Annotated in this window: 13 protein-coding genes and 1 CRISPR repeat array; of the genes, 7 read left to right on the top strand and 6 right to left on the bottom strand. The window is 39.4% G+C overall.

Translation table 11 applies throughout. The annotated features are described in order from the left end of the window. Positions 1 to 54 precede the first annotated feature (54 nt). Positions 55 to 582, bottom strand: a complete 528-nt coding sequence (locus tag GNE10_RS19925) for a hypothetical protein (protein ID WP_397325972.1) — start codon at positions 580 to 582, stop codon at positions 55 to 57. A gap of 448 nt (positions 583 to 1,030) precedes the next feature. Here GNE10_RS19925 and GNE10_RS19930 point away from each other — a divergent pair, with 448 nt between their 5' ends. The 3 genes from GNE10_RS19930 (at position 1,031) to GNE10_RS19940 (ending at position 3,480) form a co-directional block, all read left to right on the top strand. Beyond that, positions 1,031 to 1,384 (top strand): hypothetical protein, encoded by a 354-nt coding sequence (locus GNE10_RS19930; protein WP_185566647.1) that lies wholly within the window; start codon positions 1,031 to 1,033, stop codon positions 1,382 to 1,384. Positions 1,385 to 1,477: 93 nt separating this feature from the next. After that, a complete protein-coding gene (locus GNE10_RS19935) occupies positions 1,478 to 2,989 on the top strand; it encodes an AAA family ATPase (protein ID WP_185566648.1) in 1,512 nt (503 codons plus the stop codon). A 140-nt stretch (positions 2,990 to 3,129) separates the two neighbouring features. Beyond that, a complete protein-coding gene (locus GNE10_RS19940; RefSeq protein WP_015136553.1) occupies positions 3,130 to 3,480 on the top strand; it encodes a DUF1257 domain-containing protein in 351 nt (116 codons plus the stop codon). 383 nt (positions 3,481 to 3,863) lie between these two features. On the opposite strand, the gene nifH is transcribed toward GNE10_RS19940, so the two are convergent. Beyond that, complete coding sequence (nifH, locus tag GNE10_RS19945) at positions 3,864 to 4,757, bottom strand: nitrogenase iron protein (RefSeq protein ID WP_185566649.1); 894 nt, start codon at positions 4,755 to 4,757, stop codon at positions 3,864 to 3,866. Between the two features lie 413 nt (positions 4,758 to 5,170). Next, positions 5,171 to 5,305, bottom strand: coding sequence for a hypothetical protein (locus GNE10_RS36070; protein ID WP_260446944.1), 135 nt, complete (start codon positions 5,303 to 5,305; stop codon positions 5,171 to 5,173). A 946-nt stretch (positions 5,306 to 6,251) separates the two neighbouring features. On the opposite strand from GNE10_RS36070, the gene rpsU reads away from it, so the two are divergent. Next, a complete protein-coding gene (rpsU, locus tag GNE10_RS19950; protein WP_099067844.1) occupies positions 6,252 to 6,440 on the top strand; it encodes a 30S ribosomal protein S21 in 189 nt (62 codons plus the stop codon). A gap of 145 nt (positions 6,441 to 6,585) precedes the next feature. Here the strand turns inward: rpsU and GNE10_RS19955 are convergent, their stop codons facing one another. Beyond that, on the bottom strand, positions 6,586 to 6,795 hold the full coding sequence (locus GNE10_RS19955; RefSeq protein ID WP_185566650.1) for a hypothetical protein: 210 nt from the start codon (positions 6,793 to 6,795) through the stop codon (positions 6,586 to 6,588). A 1,601-nt stretch (positions 6,796 to 8,396) separates the two neighbouring features. On the opposite strand from GNE10_RS19955, the gene GNE10_RS19960 reads away from it, so the two are divergent. Next, positions 8,397 to 8,771, top strand: a complete 375-nt coding sequence (locus GNE10_RS19960; RefSeq protein ID WP_185566651.1) for a hypothetical protein — start codon at positions 8,397 to 8,399, stop codon at positions 8,769 to 8,771. Between the two features lie 410 nt (positions 8,772 to 9,181). Here GNE10_RS19960 and GNE10_RS19965 read toward each other — a convergent pair whose 3' ends face one another. Next, positions 9,182 to 9,346: a CopG family transcriptional regulator gene (locus tag GNE10_RS19965; protein WP_199338993.1), complete on the bottom strand. Its 165-nt coding sequence runs from the start codon at positions 9,344 to 9,346 to the stop codon at positions 9,182 to 9,184. A 363-nt stretch (positions 9,347 to 9,709) separates the two neighbouring features. Further along, entirely contained in the window at positions 9,710 to 10,663 is a 954-nt protein-coding gene (locus GNE10_RS19970) for a phosphatase PAP2 family protein (protein ID WP_185566652.1), read from the bottom strand. A gap of 228 nt (positions 10,664 to 10,891) precedes the next feature. On the opposite strand from GNE10_RS19970, the gene cysC reads away from it, so the two are divergent. Together cysC and GNE10_RS19980 are read left to right on the top strand one after the other, a co-directional pair. Then, positions 10,892 to 11,428 (top strand): adenylyl-sulfate kinase, encoded by a 537-nt coding sequence (cysC, locus tag GNE10_RS19975; RefSeq protein WP_185566653.1) that lies wholly within the window; start codon positions 10,892 to 10,894, stop codon positions 11,426 to 11,428. Between the two features lie 594 nt (positions 11,429 to 12,022). After that, positions 12,023 to 13,512: a CRISPR direct-repeat array (repeat unit 37 nt; unit sequence GTTTCCATTAATTCGCCTCCAAATTGTTATTGGAGAC). Between the two features lie 402 nt (positions 13,513 to 13,914). Further along, positions 13,915 to 15,846 carry a GTPase family protein gene (locus tag GNE10_RS19980; RefSeq protein ID WP_185566654.1) on the top strand — a complete coding sequence of 644 codons (1,932 nt, stop codon included), beginning with the start codon at positions 13,915 to 13,917 and terminating at the stop codon, positions 15,844 to 15,846. Positions 15,847 to 15,927: the final 81 nt, after the last annotated feature.

The following is a 15,927-nucleotide window of genomic DNA, read 5'->3' on the forward strand; positions in this document are numbered from 1 at the left end:
TTGTCCCCCCATCTCCCCATCTCCTTTATCTCCCAATGCCCCATTCCCAATAATTCAAGACTTCGGAATCCGATATTGCTGAGCAATGTAATAGAACAAACGGTAGTAATTTGGAAATTCTTGGCTGTTGCTTCGTCCCTGCCAATAGTATTGCACTTGATTGTGAGTTAGTGTCAGTGTCATTGAAGTTGCTTGACGATCTACTTCTACAACCAGTACGCCGGATACTCCTTGGACGGTTTGAAAGTTGGGTTGTATTTTTTTCCCAGACTGTAGGCCTTTGTCAATGGAATTTACTAGCTGATGACTTGCCCACCCACGAATTTCCACTGTTTTGTTCTGGGGGGAAATCAATCCAATCCCATCATCGTTTTCTGGGCCTGCTAAAGAATTCCAATTACTCGGATATGGAAACTCAAAACCGTAACGAGAGTTGCTATAAGTTTTCCAGGTAATGGCTTCAACGTTAAAATCGGCCGCCGTACAACTCCACAGCAAGAACGATAAGGGAATGAAAAATTTTTTTATCTGGACTGCCTTGTGCCTTTTGCCCCCCACCCGATCCTGACGATAAATATTCACGACGACCTACTTAGAAGTACCAAAAAATATATCTCTATCTCAATACTTGTAGGGTTTTGGGGAAAAGGGGAAAGAAAAAACCTTTACCCTTTACCCTTTAACCCCTTCGGGGTTCGCCAGTCGCTCATGGGGGAAACCCCCAAGACCGCGCTGGCTCACCTTTTCCCAAAACCAAATTCCGAGTTGAAAATGCACAAAGCGAGCAGTATTGATCTCTATCTCGTTTTTAGAGCTAAGCTACTGCTGCTTGATTAAATCTGGGTAAATTCCAGATAACCGTTTTATAAGTAACTCAATTTACCAAAGATGTCACTACTTCACACAGTGAATTCTATATGTTGTAAACAAATGTAACGAAATAGCCGTCAAAACGTTTTACTGTCTTGACAATGAATAGAAGAATCGATAACGTAATATACATACCCGGGTAAGACCGTTAAAGAGTTATATGCAAACGCAAACTAAGCAAAAGGTCACTTTGTATTTATCGTCAGAATTGCACAGAAAACTGAAGATTCGTTCAGCAATCGATTGCCAAGCAATGTCAGATCTTGCCGAACGTGCCCTCACTTTTTACCTGTCTAATTCGGATTTAGTAGATGAAGTTGAAGCTTCATCTTACGGGCGGACTCATAGAGTTTATTCGTGCCCGACTTGTAATAGCTCACTAGTCTTACGTGATGGGGAACTGGTTACTTTAGGCAATCAGCCAGGAGTAGTTGGTCAAGAGCATCTTTCCATTGATGAAATAAATGAAGATGAAACCCATCCCAAGGGTGAGGAAGAGTTGGTTCCTTGCTAGATAGGAATGATGAATGAATAATTCATCATTTCGGTTGCCTTTACTGAAAGCAATGTCTCTACTGTCTCTATTAGGTCTCAAGTAGGTCGATGTATGAAAGAAGAGCTCAATATCCTAATTCAAGCTCAATACCCTTTAATCTACCTTGTGACCTCCGAGGAAGAGCGGGCTGAGCAAGCGATTTCCACTACTGCCCAGATGTTGAAGCCTCAGCGCCGAGTATTTGTTTGGACAGTAACACACGGCATTGTTGAGTACGGTCAACCCCGGAATGTCACCCAACATAATACCGTATCTCCAGAGGCGGCGATTGAGTGGATTATCCGGCAAAAAGAACCCAGTATATTTATTCTTAAAGATTTACATCCGTTTATTGATGCGCCTGCAACCACAAGATCGTTACGTGATGCGATCGCCAGTTTCAAAGGTACTCAAAAGAACATCATTTTGATGTCACCAATGCAGCAAGTACCGATAGAACTGGAAAAGGAAGTTGTAGTTCTCGACTTTCGCCTGCCAGATATGGCTGAGTTGAATAAAGTACTGACTTATCACATAGACCAATATCGTGGGCGGCGGTTGACAACAGAAGCTAGAGAGAAACTTCTCAGGGCAGCTTTGGGCTTAACCAAAGATGAAGCTGAAAAAGTCTACCGAAAGGCGCAGGTAACTACGGGGCGCTTGACGGAAGATGAAGTAGACATCGTTTTATCTGAGAAAAAGCAACTAATTCGGCGTAATGGCATCTTAGAGTACATTGAAGAAGATGAAACCATTGATGCTGTAGGTGGCTTAGAGGAGCTAAAAAAATGGCTCAAGCAGCGTTCTAACGCTTTCACAGAAAGAGCGAGAGAGTATGGTTTGCCTCAACCAAAAGGGATGTTAATTTTGGGTGTTCCTGGTTGCGGTAAGTCATTGATTGCCAAAACTACTTCTCGTCTGTGGGGTTTGCCATTGTTACGGCTGGACATGGGTCGAGTCTATGACGGCTCGATGGTGGGGCGAAGTGAAGCCAACTTGCGTAACGCCCTAAAAACAGCAGAATCTATTTCACCAGCAATTTTGTTTATTGATGAATTAGATAAATCTTTTGCTGGTAGTGCAGGTTCCTCGGATTCTGATGGTGGAACTTCGAGTAGAATTTTCGGTTCTTTCCTCACATGGATGCAAGATAAGAAATCTCCAGTGTTTGTGATGGCAACCGCAAACAGAGTGGAAAGGTTACCTGGAGAATTTTTGAGGAAAGGGCGTTTTGATGAAATATTCTTTGTGGACTTGCCAACTCCAGAAGAACGCCAACATATTTTTAATATTCACCTAAGCAAGCGCCGTGAAGACATCTCTAGATTTGACCTTGAGCAACTAGCTAAGATGTCCGATGGCTTTTCCGGTGCAGAAATTGAGCAAGCGATCGTGGCGGCGATGTATGAAGCCTTCGCCCAAGATCGGGAGTTCACACAACTAGATATTATTGCTGCGCTAAAAGCAACATTGCCGCTGTCTCGAACGATGCAAGAACAAGTAACGGCTCTGAGAGATTGGGCCAGACAGCGAGCGCGTCCCGCAGCATCCTCCGTTGCTGAATATCAGCGAATGGAGTTTTAAAAGCTTTCCTCTGCCATCCCAGGGGGAAAGGCTAGCTTTCAGGCTAGCAGTTATGAAAAAAGCCGCCTCCTGCTAAGTGCGGCTTCGTCCAAAACAAACCGTTGTCGTATTTCTCAATCTTCTCATTGGAGGAAACCCAAATGTCTCACTTTAGCACCCTGCGTACCAAGATCACCGATGCCGAAATCCTCAAAGCTTCTTTGCGCGACCTCGGTATCAGCGTAAAGACTGAAGCTGATGTCCGTGGTTATAACGGTCAGCGCGTTCGTTCTGATATCGTTGCCGTATTGGAAGGCGAATATGACCTTGGCTGGTCTCGCAACAGCGATGGTTCTTTTGACCTTATCGCTGACCTCTGGGGCGTTGCTAAGAAGCACAACCAAACCGAGTTGATCAACTCCATTAACCAAAAATATGCTGTTAACAAGACCTTGGCTGAAGTAAAACAGCGCGGTCTACAAAACGCCAATGTGAAGTTGGTATTGCAATAACAATTTCTCTGCGCGTTCCCAAAGCTGCACGGGTTAACCAGGCATTAGCGGTTAGCCCGCTTTTTTTCGGGACTGAGATTTACAGCATTTTTTAGGTAGATGCTGTAAATCTCAGTTCCTATTTTAATGGTTTATAGGAATAGCCTTATCTCATATCATGTCCGGTTGAAGACTTATCATTAGACTGACGCTCTTACGCGGAGAATTTTTTTGATAAATAATTATAACATGATATCAAATTCTCAATAATTGTGCCCACCTACTTAGTAACTTCGATGTTATCAGAATATGTTAATTGCTACCCATGAATGGGTAGCAATCTTTGGTGTTCTACACCTGATAAAAACTAAGGAAAATTAAGAAGTAATCATCCTTCACACTATTTAATGTGCATTGCTTTCAGCAGGCGTGCCAATCATTTTCGCAGCATTTTCTTCGCTTTCAAGAATACCGAATTCAATCAACAATTCTTCTAGTTCTTCCATTTCAATTGGTGTAGGAATTTGAAGATTCTGGTTGTTGATGATTTTGGTAGCCAATGTGCGGTATTCGTTAGATTGGTTGCTGTCAGGTGCGTACTCGTTAACAGTCATCCGACGCAACTCAGCGTGTTGAACAATATTGTCGCGAGGTACGTAGTGAATCATTTGGGTGTTTAAGCGTTTTGCCAGAGTTTCGATCAGTTCGATTTCTCTGTCAACGTTCCGGCTGTTACAAATCAAACCACCCAAACGCACACCACCAGTATGTGCATATTTCAAAATACCGCGAGCGATGTTGTTAGCAGCGTACATCGCCATCATTTCACCAGAGGTAACGATGTAGATTTCTTGTGCTTTGTTTTCACGGATAGGCATAGCAAAACCACCGCAAACAACGTCGCCTAATACGTCGTAAGATACAAAGTCAACATCTTGGTAAGCACCGTTTTCTTCCAAGAAGTTGATGGCAGTAATAATACCGCGACCAGCGCAACCTACACCTGGTTCTGGGCCACCAGACTCTACACACCTTACACCACGGAAGCCAGTCAGCATAACTTCTTCAAGTTCGAGGTCTTCTACTGCACCACGTTCAGCAGCCAAGTGCAAAACGGTGGTTTGAGCTTTACTGTGCAGCATCAAACGAGTGGAGTCAGCTTTAGGATCGCAACCAACAATTAGGATGCGCTGACCCATTTCTGCCATAGCTGCCAGAGTGTTTTGAGAGGTAGTAGACTTTCCAATACCGCCTTTACCGTAGAAAGCTATTTGTCTGATTTTGCTATCGATAGACATGGTTTGTGTTTTCCTAGAATTAATTGGTTGATGGAAGTGAAGATTTACCTAAGACTGAACATTTGGTTGTGTTGGCACATAGCGTTTGCCAATAAACACACCAGTCAAAAATAGTGAGATTGGATAGACGAGGATTTGATGTTTTAGGAAGAATGCAAATATGACTCTCTCCAGCTTTCCATTGGATATTGTTGCTGGGATTTGATATCAGGAGAAATATCTATCTGGTTTTGTTGACTGAAGCTTAAAAACCTTGGTATAAGCATTGTAGGTTGTTGTAACTAAATGACCATTGATTGCTCAAGCCTTCAGAGTTTTTACAGTAGCAATTTCAACCTTGACAGGGTTTTTACCCTGCACCCAACCAACCAAAATTGCAATTTACTCTTAATGGTTGTTACATATTTCCTATGTTACTTACGCCACAGTTGTCTCACTCGATATCCTAAAATACCGAGCGATCGCTTCTTGATGTTTCTTCCAGTTATTCCTAAAAAATCACTTAATCCTATCGCTGTTAATGCAGGGAAATCATTCTCGTTCCTCATTTACAAGGTAATTCTCTGCATTGATAACCTTTCTCACTATGGTTTAGGCGGTGTATCAGTGAATTTTGATAATCTAGTTAAATTCCTTAATTGTGTGGAACGGTATCTACTATGCTGGAAGTTTTAACCTCCAGAGTAAGCAATTACTAGAACATAGTTATAGTTGCGAAAAACACTTAATTTCGCTTATCCTAAGTTCAGTAACCGTTCTAATTTATTTCGGATTGCCACAATGTCCTAAGAGTCTTTCTCCCTCGACTCTAAGAATAATTTTATCTGGCGTTTTAACTAACTAGCATAGCCAAATATTACTGGCTATTACCGAAACAAGCTATGATTGACTTCAAGCCTTTACTAGGTGATTACCTTGCTGATCTGGTTTTTGTTTATCGTTACTAAAATAGATAACGATATTGAAGCGGACTTACCAGAGCAAAAGTACTTTTTTGAAGTCTTTTTGCATTTTTACTTTCGATTCCTATTTTTTAGATTAGCACAACTTTTCTAATTTATTTTTCGTGAATCAAATTATTTTCCAATTTTGGAATTATTGCTCACAAATAACTTATTTATCTTTTATTAAAGTTAATTCAATAGATAAGTATAAATCTTAGCAATTTTTAGTAATGTGTTGCTTTAGCATCGCCCTCATTCAATCTGAAAACCTCATATAATAAGGTGATATACAATACTTGTCTATACGCGGTCTATATCGTCGAGTTTCATAATACTGCGCCTAAACCTCAGGTATGAATAGAAAATCGATCCTTGTACAATCTACCACTCAGACTTGAGAAAGATATTCTGTAGAGTAACTAAATATTGTGTTAAGGTTGAAGATAAGAATAAAAATCGAACACAAATTTTGTTTTTATTGTTAACAGGCTTTTACTCGATTGTCTGGATGGTTTAAGACTAACCAGCAATAATTAAGTAAGGAAATAGAATGACCCAAATAATAGTAAACGATAGTGAAGGAATTGAATCAGCCTTACGTCGTTTTAAGCGAAAAGTTTCTAAGGCGGGTATTTTCCCAGATATGAAGAAAAATCGTCATTTTGAAACGCCAGAACAAAAACGTAAGCGTAAAGAAGTTGCACGGCATAGACAAAATAAGAGAAATTTCCGCAAATGAGTGGAAGTGTAAGTGTTTACACCATTTTTGTATTTTTATAACTACTCTAGAAGCAGATTATAAATTGCAATTTTAATGTGATAAGAGTCATAAATTCCCCACATAAGTACTGTGGGGAAGAGAAAGTTTTTAATAAAAAATAATATTAGCTTGCTAATTCAACTAAAGCGTCCCACTGAAATCTAATTACGCATGAAACTAAGCAGCCACGATAATGTTCGGTTGTAAATACTGACAGTGTGACATTGTTCTGACCTAGATCTAAAATTTGTTTGACTTTACAAATTTGCCGTTTATTCTTGCAGTATGCAACAATGCGATCGCCAGCTTTGACATCCAACGCTTTAATTTTCAATTTCTACCTACTCCTACAGTTATGGATCTAAAAGTTCATCATTTATTTGAACTTTTTTATATGAATTTTGCTTAAAATCTTTGACTAAAAATATTTCTCAATAATTTAATAATAACATGATTTTACATTTAAAAATTACTTAAATTTTTGTGAGTCTCAAGCAGTTTAGTTTTCGAGCTGAAATTTCGCTCAAAATTATAAAAAGCAGGCTCATCCACACAAAAAATTAAAATATTATTGTGCTAATCAGAAGCGATTGAGATTTTACTAAATCTACTGTATGCTACGCGAAGGGAAAATCCGAAATACCATAATAGCGATCGCCACAGTAATTCAAATTGACACAGAGTTTTCCCTTAAACTACACAACTAACCATATTTGCAATTTACGGAAGTACTAAAAAGAAACAACATCACATAGTGGTTGGCTGTTAACGCTTCACAGTCAACAGTTAACTGTCTGCTATGAAATATTTTTTACTTGTAATATCATTTCACTTTATAAGTGATACAAATACAAGCGTCACGGCGTAGGCTCTGCCTTCCCACAGGGTACAGTCGTTCGCCCGTACAAGTTATTGTATCTGTATCAATATTTTGGTGAATTGGTATTATACGGTGGTTGGAAGTATGCGATGCGTGCCTGACATCGACATATTCCCTGCAATGCAGACATGATCTTGGTGAAGTTACTCACAGTTGCGAATGCCAGGGTTTGCTGATTTTCCCTTTAAAACCTACGTTTACAACAGTTCCAAAAGTTTGGTGGATCTAACTAAATCTCTCAAGGCGAAAGGATTGTCTTGGAGATTATGTTATTTCTCTTGGACAACATAACTGCGCTTTTGCTGTTTTGATTCCCCATATTTAAACAATATCACATTTTCTGCAAATTTTTTTGCTAAAGGCAATTTTTTTTGCTAAAACTCTTTTTGAACTTTTGATTATGGCTCATAAGTCGCTAGTACTCTGCCAACCCAAAAATGCTGGGTGAGGGCTGGGGAAAGGGAAAGGGGTAAAGGGTAAGGGATTTAAAACCTTTTCCCTTTCCCCTTTAAAGAGCTAAGTCACGAAAGCGAACTACTGGCCATCACTACTAAAGGACTTATTTGAGATTTGTGTTTTTACCAAATTTTTTAGCAAAAAGTAGCGTCGAACACTGTTTTTTAAATAGGTTTAGTATTTGATGCTTGATAGGTGAGTTATAGCAAATGAGTAGTAAGTATCAACCCATTTACTTGATTGCTCAAAGCAGTTAATAGTGCCTAACCTATGTGACTACAGCGTATAACCGTAAAGAATACACCACCAACAAATTTCGCTTTTGGGGTAAGTTTTGCCTCACTAAAAATTACTGCTTCAGCTAAACAAATATGCACATATTTATTGCACAATCGGCTATGGCAATCCGATTTGATTTTACTCTCAGATAATAGGGAGTCAGTAGGCGATGAATTGGTATATATAGGCAGGGAATCAGCTTTTTCCAGTTGATGGCGAGTTTTTTCATCCAATCAAATAGGGTTTCTATGTGAAGGCTGAATGGTTTTGCAATATTTGTGCAAAGAATCATTGTCGTACTTTGCGTTGGTTAAAGTTCTATGAATAAATCTTGTCTACCTCCAGATGATTTGCCCTCAAATCAAACAATCAAAGTCAGTGAATTACTATTCAGACAACTTGAAGAAGCAATTAAAAAAAGCTTTTTCTTGGCATGTGACAATGTGACACGTATGTTGTTATGCAGTTGTCATTGGTATTTCCAAATCAATGGTGGCATTTTGATATTAATTATGGTTTGTCACGATATGCAAAGTTATCGCAACATTATGAAAAGTGTTCCCCATTTTGCTGAGAAGTTAAAACAGTTTAGCAACAGAGCTAGAATTACTGTTAGTTCTCCAATTGACAAAGGTATGCCCTGGGTACTTAGTATAGATAATATTTTACCGGATGGAGACTTACCTATTACCTGATAAATCAATTTTGTGGCGTAGACGCAAAGCGTCTTGTCGTCAAACATCGCTTTTGATGTAGGAATTAGAGCGATACTAATTGATAGCAATCTTAGTTGATTTGTGAAAAATATCGGTGGTGGATGTTGACTGATGACTGTTGAGTGTTGACTGTAGTCAAACAACGGTGTAGGGAGTTAAATTTTGTAAATGATTGAGGAGTATTATGTATAGCAGGCAATAAGCAATAGGCAATAGGGAAAGAAAGTTTCTTGGTGTCTGGGTTTTACTGTCAATTTATGTCCTAAACTATGCTTTGACTGCTATAAGTTGTAGAAAAATGTTCTAAGCCTCTCTCCTGATAGGAAAGAGGCTTAAAACTTGAGAATTAATCTTTCTTATGGTCTATTACTTAGCTCCAAAAATACGCTTTATTTTTGAGATAGTTTTTCCTCACTGGTAGAAAGAGAGCGAATTAACTCGCGAATGACATCCGTTGCTGGCCTTCCTGTGGTTGAACAGTATTGTTCAAGCTTTTGCGCCTCTTCTGATGCGAGATTGATTGTAAATCGTTTAACAGCCCATTTTTTATTCATGATTTAACAAACTATGTTTTGACAACTACTTCTCTAATATCAGTTTTCTATGCTGTTACTACAATGGTATAATCAATGAAATTGCATTTAAGAAATAGTGAAGACAAACGCTATATTTCTTGATTAACCATGAAGAAATAAATTTTACTCTAAAATGTGAAGTTTAGCTAATTGAAATCGGAGAATTATAAACATAATGTTAAGCTCGCCATAAAGCATACAAATACCAATCGAAAAATTACTGAATTAGACAAAAACTAAAAGACCGAGAAAATATAAATTTAAGATTAATTTTTCCTTTTAATTTGATTGATAGATGATTAGCGATCGCCATAAATTAATAACCAAGGATAATCAACAATTTTACTGAAAAGCAAGGTATTTTTGTTCTAGTTCTAAGGTAATTATACAAGCGGCTAAGCATAATAAACCTACGGCATAACCAACAAATACATCAGTCGGCCAGTGAACGCCTAAATAAAGCCGACTAAAACCGATGGCAATAATTAAAATAGTAGTCAACGCCAGAATTTGTTTTTGCCATTGAGGATATTCCTTGGCCAAAATATAAGCGATGACACCGTAAACTACTAAAGATAGCATGGAGTGACCGCTAGGAAAACTGGGGTGACCAACATTAATAATCCATTTCCATAGCGTTGGACGCGCTCTACCAAAGATTACTTTTAGTAACGCCATTAAAACCATTGCACCACTAGTAGCTATACCCAAAGTAGTTGCTTGCCAACGATGATTATTATATAACCAATTAGTTTCCACTCCTAAACTAATTAATAGTAAAACTAGTGGTTCTCCCAAAAAAGTGATACCAACCATGAGCCTGTCGAGAAATGGAGTATGCAACTTTTGGATTGCTAGCAAAATAGTGGCATCAAGACCATATTTGTGCAACAATGCACTACAAACAGCTAAAGAAAAAATAACCCCAGATATCCGAGTCAGATCCTTGTTTAGTGTATATATAGGTAAATTTTTAGCTTTTTCTTTGATATCAAGTTTTTCTACAAGTAGGTTATTAAATTTTTTTGTGTAATCTAAGACAATATTTTCGAGAATCAAGGCCATGGCCTTTGGACTCAAATCTTGATGAAAAATTACGAGGACATTTCCTGTCAAATCGTTGACCTGATATTGGCCGATTTTTTTCTCCTGTGATAATCTCAATGCAATGTGGTTTTTGAGACTTGGAGAATGCTTCAGTCCACTTACTTTGTATCTGGCTCTGCCTTTGACAGTGGTATGTATGGCTTGAATCAAAATACTTCGATGGTCGCCATTGCTCAAATCAGCGTTCATTATTGTAACTAATGATTTTGCTCAATAGGATATTCTACAGCGATTTTCTGGAAAATCAACGACATTTTTTAACCGTTAACTGTAAACTATCAACAGTCAATAGTCAACAATTATTGTTAAAGTAGTGGCGATCGCTGCTGTAATTATGCTAAACAGGGTGTTGCCGATGACACCTCCAATAAAATGGAATATTCTGATTGTAATAAATAATCATATAGTTTCCCAAATATGAATAACTTGAAATCACCAGGCTTCACTTGCTGGTTAACTGGATTATCTGGTGCAGGAAAGTCAACTTTAGGAATCGAAATCACTAAAGCACTAGAGGAATTATCAGTTCCATGTGAATATTTAGATGGTGATGTTATCCGTACTAATCTTTCTAAAGGTTTGGGTTTTTCTCGTGAAGATAGAAATATTAACGTTACCAGAGTTGGTTTTGTTTGTGGACTTCTAAATAAACATGGCATCAATACCATTGTGGCTTTAATTTCACCTTATCGAGATGCCCGCGAACAACTCAAACTCCAAATACCCAATTTTATCGAAATTTTTGTTGATACTCCTTTGGATGTTTGTATTAAAAGAGATATTAAGGGTTTGTATAAAAAAGCTTTAGCTGGGGAAATTGCTGAATTTACTGGAATTTCGTCTCCCTACGAACAGCCTTTAAATCCAGATATCACTCTCAAAACTCATAAAGAAAGTGTCAGTCAATGTGTGGAAACGGTTATCAATTATCTTCAAAGACAGGGGAAAATATAAGGAGGCGGAATTCAGAATTCAGAATTCAGGAGTCAGGAGTCAGAATTCAGGAGTCAGGAGTCAGAATTCAGAATTCAGGAGTCAGAATTCAGGAGTCAGAATTCAGAATTTTAAATAAGGTTTAGTTGAAGTAGGTGGACACAATTATTTAGAAGATGCATTTCGACTTTGCTCAATGCTCGTTAAGCTTATTCCAAGAGGGTTGAGCGCAGCGATGCACTGCGCCGCCGTGAGCTTGTCGAAGGGAGCCTGTCGAAGTGTGGAAACCCGGCGATATCGAGTTAGGTTTAATTTAGTTCTTCTATTTATCAAGAAAGACAGAGGAATACTAGACGCGATAAATCGCCGTATACAAGTGTTTTGGTGTTATTTGAAGTGTATTGGATTATAAACTAATACGGTTTAGTTAAGGCTAAAAGTCTCTGTCAATGTCAATTTTTTTAACGTAGACGCGTAGCGGCTTGCCGCAGGCTACCGCAAAGGACGCAAAGGACGCAAAGAGAAGGAAGAAATGCTTAACTAAATCGTATTGGATTATAGACAGTATCTAAACAAATAGACCCGCTTGAGCGGGTTTAAAATTTATGAACGTATGTTTCCATTGATTCGCCTCCAAATTGTTATTGGAGACTGACATTGATGTTTTTGAGAAGATTCCACAGGAAAAGTTTCCATTAATTCGCCTCCAAATTGTTATTGGAGACCTTAGTCGGGGATAATTACTCAGAATTGCTTAAGTTTCCATTAATTCGCCTCCAAATTGTTATTGGAGACTTTATTTCTGTCCTGATTTTGAAGGAAATGATTGTTGGCGAGTGTTTCCATTAATTCGCCTCCAAATTGTTATTGGAGACTAATAGTACAGCCAGTCAAGCGCTTAATGAAATCAAGTTTCCATTAATTCGCCTCCAAATTGTTATTGGAGACCTAAGTGGTCAAGGGCTGACTGCATCGCGGTGTTGTTTCCATTAATTCGCCTCCAAATTGTTATTGGAGACCCTTCGCTTCCACTCTAGCTATCCTTTCTCCCATGTTTCCATTAATTCGCCTCCAAATTGTTATTGGAGACGATTTTAGGGCAGATTTAGGGTAAGGTTAATTCTAGTTTCCATTAATTCGCCTCCAAATTGTTATTGGAGACTAGTATTGGTACTGTACCTTGTAGCGGTGAGGTCTTGGAAGTTTCCATTAATTCGCCTCCAAATTGTTATTGGAGACTAAAGATTTTGTTATTTATACTTATTTTGAGAGAATGTTTCCATTAATTCGCCTCCAAATTGTTATTGGAGACGAAATGGGCTAGAGGTAGCATAAAAACATGAAATTGTTTCCATTAATTCGCCTCCAAATTGTTATTGGAGACAACTTAAAAGCAGAATTGTACTGGCAGTTTCGAGAGTTTCCATTAATTCGCCTCCAAATTGTTATTGGAGACATCAAAATTATCATCAATAATACTTGAGAGCATGTTTCCATTAATTCGCCTCCAAATTGTTATTGGAGACTGCCAACCACCACGACCGAATTCAATACGGCGTTTAAGAGGTTGTTTCCATTAATTCGCCTCCAAATTGTTATTGGAGACTCCGATTCAAGTGTGGGAATCCCACCCAGTTATCGTTTCCATTAATTCGCCTCCAAATTGTTATTGGAGACAATCATGGCATTAGGATACATCGTGGCTTCTAAAGTTTCCATTAATTCGCCTCCAAATTGTTATTGGAGACTATCAAATGAGTTACCTTCACTATTTTTGATGCCAGTTTCCATTAATTCGCCTCCAAATTGTTATTGGAGACTTTCTCAGAGGAAATGAGTGCGATCGCTCAATCTAGTTTCCATTAATTCGCCTCCAAATTGTTATTGGAGACTTTCTGTGGAAAAATCCATCGCTGTAATTCGATTCGTTTCCATTAATTCGCCTCCAAATTGTTATTGGAGACTGACTTAGTAGAAATTATGTCGGACTACGAAGAGTTTCCATTAATTCGCCTCCAAATTGTTATTGGAGACGACCTTGTAGCCAGTTTTGCACAGTCCCCAATGCGTTTCCATTAATTCGCCTCCAAATTGTTATTGGAGACAGCAAGACTCTGGGAGGCTTGCAAAAACAGGGTTGTAAGGCCTGTTTGCGCGGGTCTATTCAAAATTAACGTTTGAGCGATCGCTTGTCAAGATTTGGGTTAAACAAAAATCGTTGAAAACCTTATAACACAACCTTTTCAAAGCTTGCGCGGATCTATTTTTAGCAAAAATCGCTCAAATACAATCACAGTAAAGATTTCAGCCTTAAATATTCTACTGTCTAAAAAAACAGCCAAGCTCCGCGCAAATCATTGCTAAAACCCCCAGTCATCAGTCATAACTCATAACTCATAACTCATAACTCATAACTCATAACTCATAACTCAATCCATAGAACGATTATCCTACCCAAATCGAAAACGATAAACTTTTTACAAGAGTGATTTAAAAGGTGTAGGGTAATGGTGCGATTAAAGCTGTGGCAATGGGTTGTGTTGGCAATGCCCATCGCTTTTATTATCATTTTTTTGCTGGTATCCGCCGGTTTACAAATCCATGCGTGGGGTATTAATTGGATTTGGGCTGTGTTCACTCTTTTGTTTGTTGGCTGGCGTTGGTTGTTGGTTAAATGGACTCAACCCGCCTTACAACAGGTGGAAGCTGTGTTGGCTGAGGTGCAGCAAGAATTGGAATCGGCGGTGGAAGATACGGTGGTATCAGCAGGAGGTGACACTACTAAGCAAGCCGAAGCTGCTTTGCAAGAAATTTTGCAAGCCGCACAAAGCGATCGCCCCCTGTGGGAAGATTGGCAAACTTTTTGGACGCGATGTCAAAATTTAGTTGTAGCCATCGCTCATATTTACAATCCCCAGGTTCAATACCCGCTGCTGAATATTTACGTACCCCAAGCTTACGGGCTGATTCGGGGAACGGTGGATGATGTGGATGTGTGGATGCAAAATTTATCTCCGGTACTTAATCAGGTAACGGTGGGACAAGCATACCAAGCTTATGAAGTCTACCGGAAGTTAGAACCATCTGCCAGGAAATTCTGGAAAGCTTGGAACTGGGCGCAGTGGCTATTAAATCCGGTAGCGGCGGTGGCGAAACAAGGTAGCCAAGGGTCTAGTAATCGCGCTACTGAACAATTATTGGTGAATTTGAGCCAATTATTGCGGGAAGTTGCCCTGAGGAATTTATGCAAGCAAGCGATCGCTCTCTACGGAGGTAGCACGTCAGCAATTTCAGTATCTTCAACTACACCAACTTTACCCAAAGCAAAAACCCAAACACTCAAAGAAATCCTCACTCAAGCCCAACCTGCTGAGGTGGTTGAACAAAAACCGGTAAATATTCTGTTGGTGGGGCGCACAGGTTCGGGAAAAAGCAGTTTAATTAATACGCTATTTCAAGCAGATTTGGCTATTGTGGATGTTTTGCCTAGTACGGATCGCATTCAAAATTACCAATGGCAGTCTCCAAGTGGGGAAACTTTGACGCTTTTAGATACACCTGGATACGAACAAGTCAACCGTACAGATTTCCGGAATATAGTGCTTGATTATGCAGTTAACGCGGATTTATTGTTGTTAGTTACCCCAGCCCTAGACCCGGCGTTGCAAATGGATGTGGACTTTCTCCAAGATATGAAAGGGGAAATTGCAGATTTACCAGCGATCGCAGTTGTGACTCAAGTCGATCGCCTGCGTCCCATCCGGGAATGGCAGCCGCCTTATGATTGGGAATGGGGCGATCGTCCCAAGGAAATTGCGATTCGTGAAGCTACTCAATACCGGGCTAAGTTGCTGAATGAATATTGTAATTTGGTTTTTCCTGTGGTTACGGCTGACAGTAAAACCAAGCGAGTGCCTTGGGGAATTGAGGCGCTGTCTTTGGGACTAGTAAACACCATCGCCCCTGCAAAACAACTGCGTCTCGCCCGATTTTTGCGTAACCTGGAAGCCCGCACTGTTGCCACTGCGAAAATCATCGACCGCTACACTTTTCAAATGGCTACCACTAAGGGATTAACATCTCTGCTTAAAAGTCCAGTTCTTCAGTTTATTTCCACTTTATCCACTGGATCTCCAAACTTGGCTTATGTGTTGGCAGAACAAATTCCTGTGGAACAGTTACCAATTGTAATTGGTAAACTCCAAATGGCCTATGAGCTGTTCTCGCTTTTGAATACAGATAACCCCAACCAAGTGAATTTTGATTTACTATCTTTGTGGCCGTTGTTGTTAGACAATTCCGCTTCAGCCGAACAAAATGCTTGGGCATTTGGTCATGCCTTAGTGGAATATTGGACTCAAAATTTGACGGTGGAACAACTTAGCGATCGCTTTGAGAAGTATTTATCTACCTTAAATCCAATTAAACAGCAAAATTAATATAATACCAATTTGAAAAAAGAATGCGACACATAGACAAGACCCCTCCCCAACCCTCCCCGATGCTTTGGGGAGGGTGCC

It is taken from the genome of Nostoc sp. 2RC (genome assembly GCF_014222165.1).
GTDB classification, from domain to species: Bacteria; Cyanobacteriota; Cyanobacteriia; order Cyanobacteriales; family Nostocaceae; genus Nostoc; species Nostoc linckia.

What these genes read in the sequence shown, in the direction of transcription:
- GNE10_RS19930 (WP_185566647.1), top strand. Translation starts at nt 1,031, where the DNA reads ATGCAAACGCAAACTAAGCAAAAGGTCACTTTGTATTTATCGTCAGAA.
- cysC (WP_185566653.1), top strand. Translation starts at nt 10,892, where the DNA reads ATGAATAACTTGAAATCACCAGGCTTCACTTGCTGGTTAACTGGATTA.
- GNE10_RS19965 (WP_199338993.1), bottom strand. Translation starts at nt 9,346, where the DNA reads ATGAATAAAAAATGGGCTGTTAAACGATTTACAATCAATCTCGCATCA.
- GNE10_RS36070 (WP_260446944.1), bottom strand. Translation starts at nt 5,305, where the DNA reads ATGAGGAACGAGAATGATTTCCCTGCATTAACAGCGATAGGATTAAGT.
- GNE10_RS19940 (WP_015136553.1), top strand. Translation starts at nt 3,130, where the DNA reads ATGTCTCACTTTAGCACCCTGCGTACCAAGATCACCGATGCCGAAATC.
- nifH (WP_185566649.1), bottom strand. Translation starts at nt 4,757, where the DNA reads ATGTCTATCGATAGCAAAATCAGACAAATAGCTTTCTACGGTAAAGGC.
- GNE10_RS19980 (WP_185566654.1), top strand. Translation starts at nt 13,915, where the DNA reads ATGGTGCGATTAAAGCTGTGGCAATGGGTTGTGTTGGCAATGCCCATC.
- GNE10_RS19970 (WP_185566652.1), bottom strand. Translation starts at nt 10,663, where the DNA reads ATGAACGCTGATTTGAGCAATGGCGACCATCGAAGTATTTTGATTCAA.
- GNE10_RS19935 (WP_185566648.1), top strand. Translation starts at nt 1,478, where the DNA reads ATGAAAGAAGAGCTCAATATCCTAATTCAAGCTCAATACCCTTTAATC.
- rpsU (WP_099067844.1), top strand. Translation starts at nt 6,252, where the DNA reads ATGACCCAAATAATAGTAAACGATAGTGAAGGAATTGAATCAGCCTTA.
- GNE10_RS19960 (WP_185566651.1), top strand. Translation starts at nt 8,397, where the DNA reads ATGAATAAATCTTGTCTACCTCCAGATGATTTGCCCTCAAATCAAACA.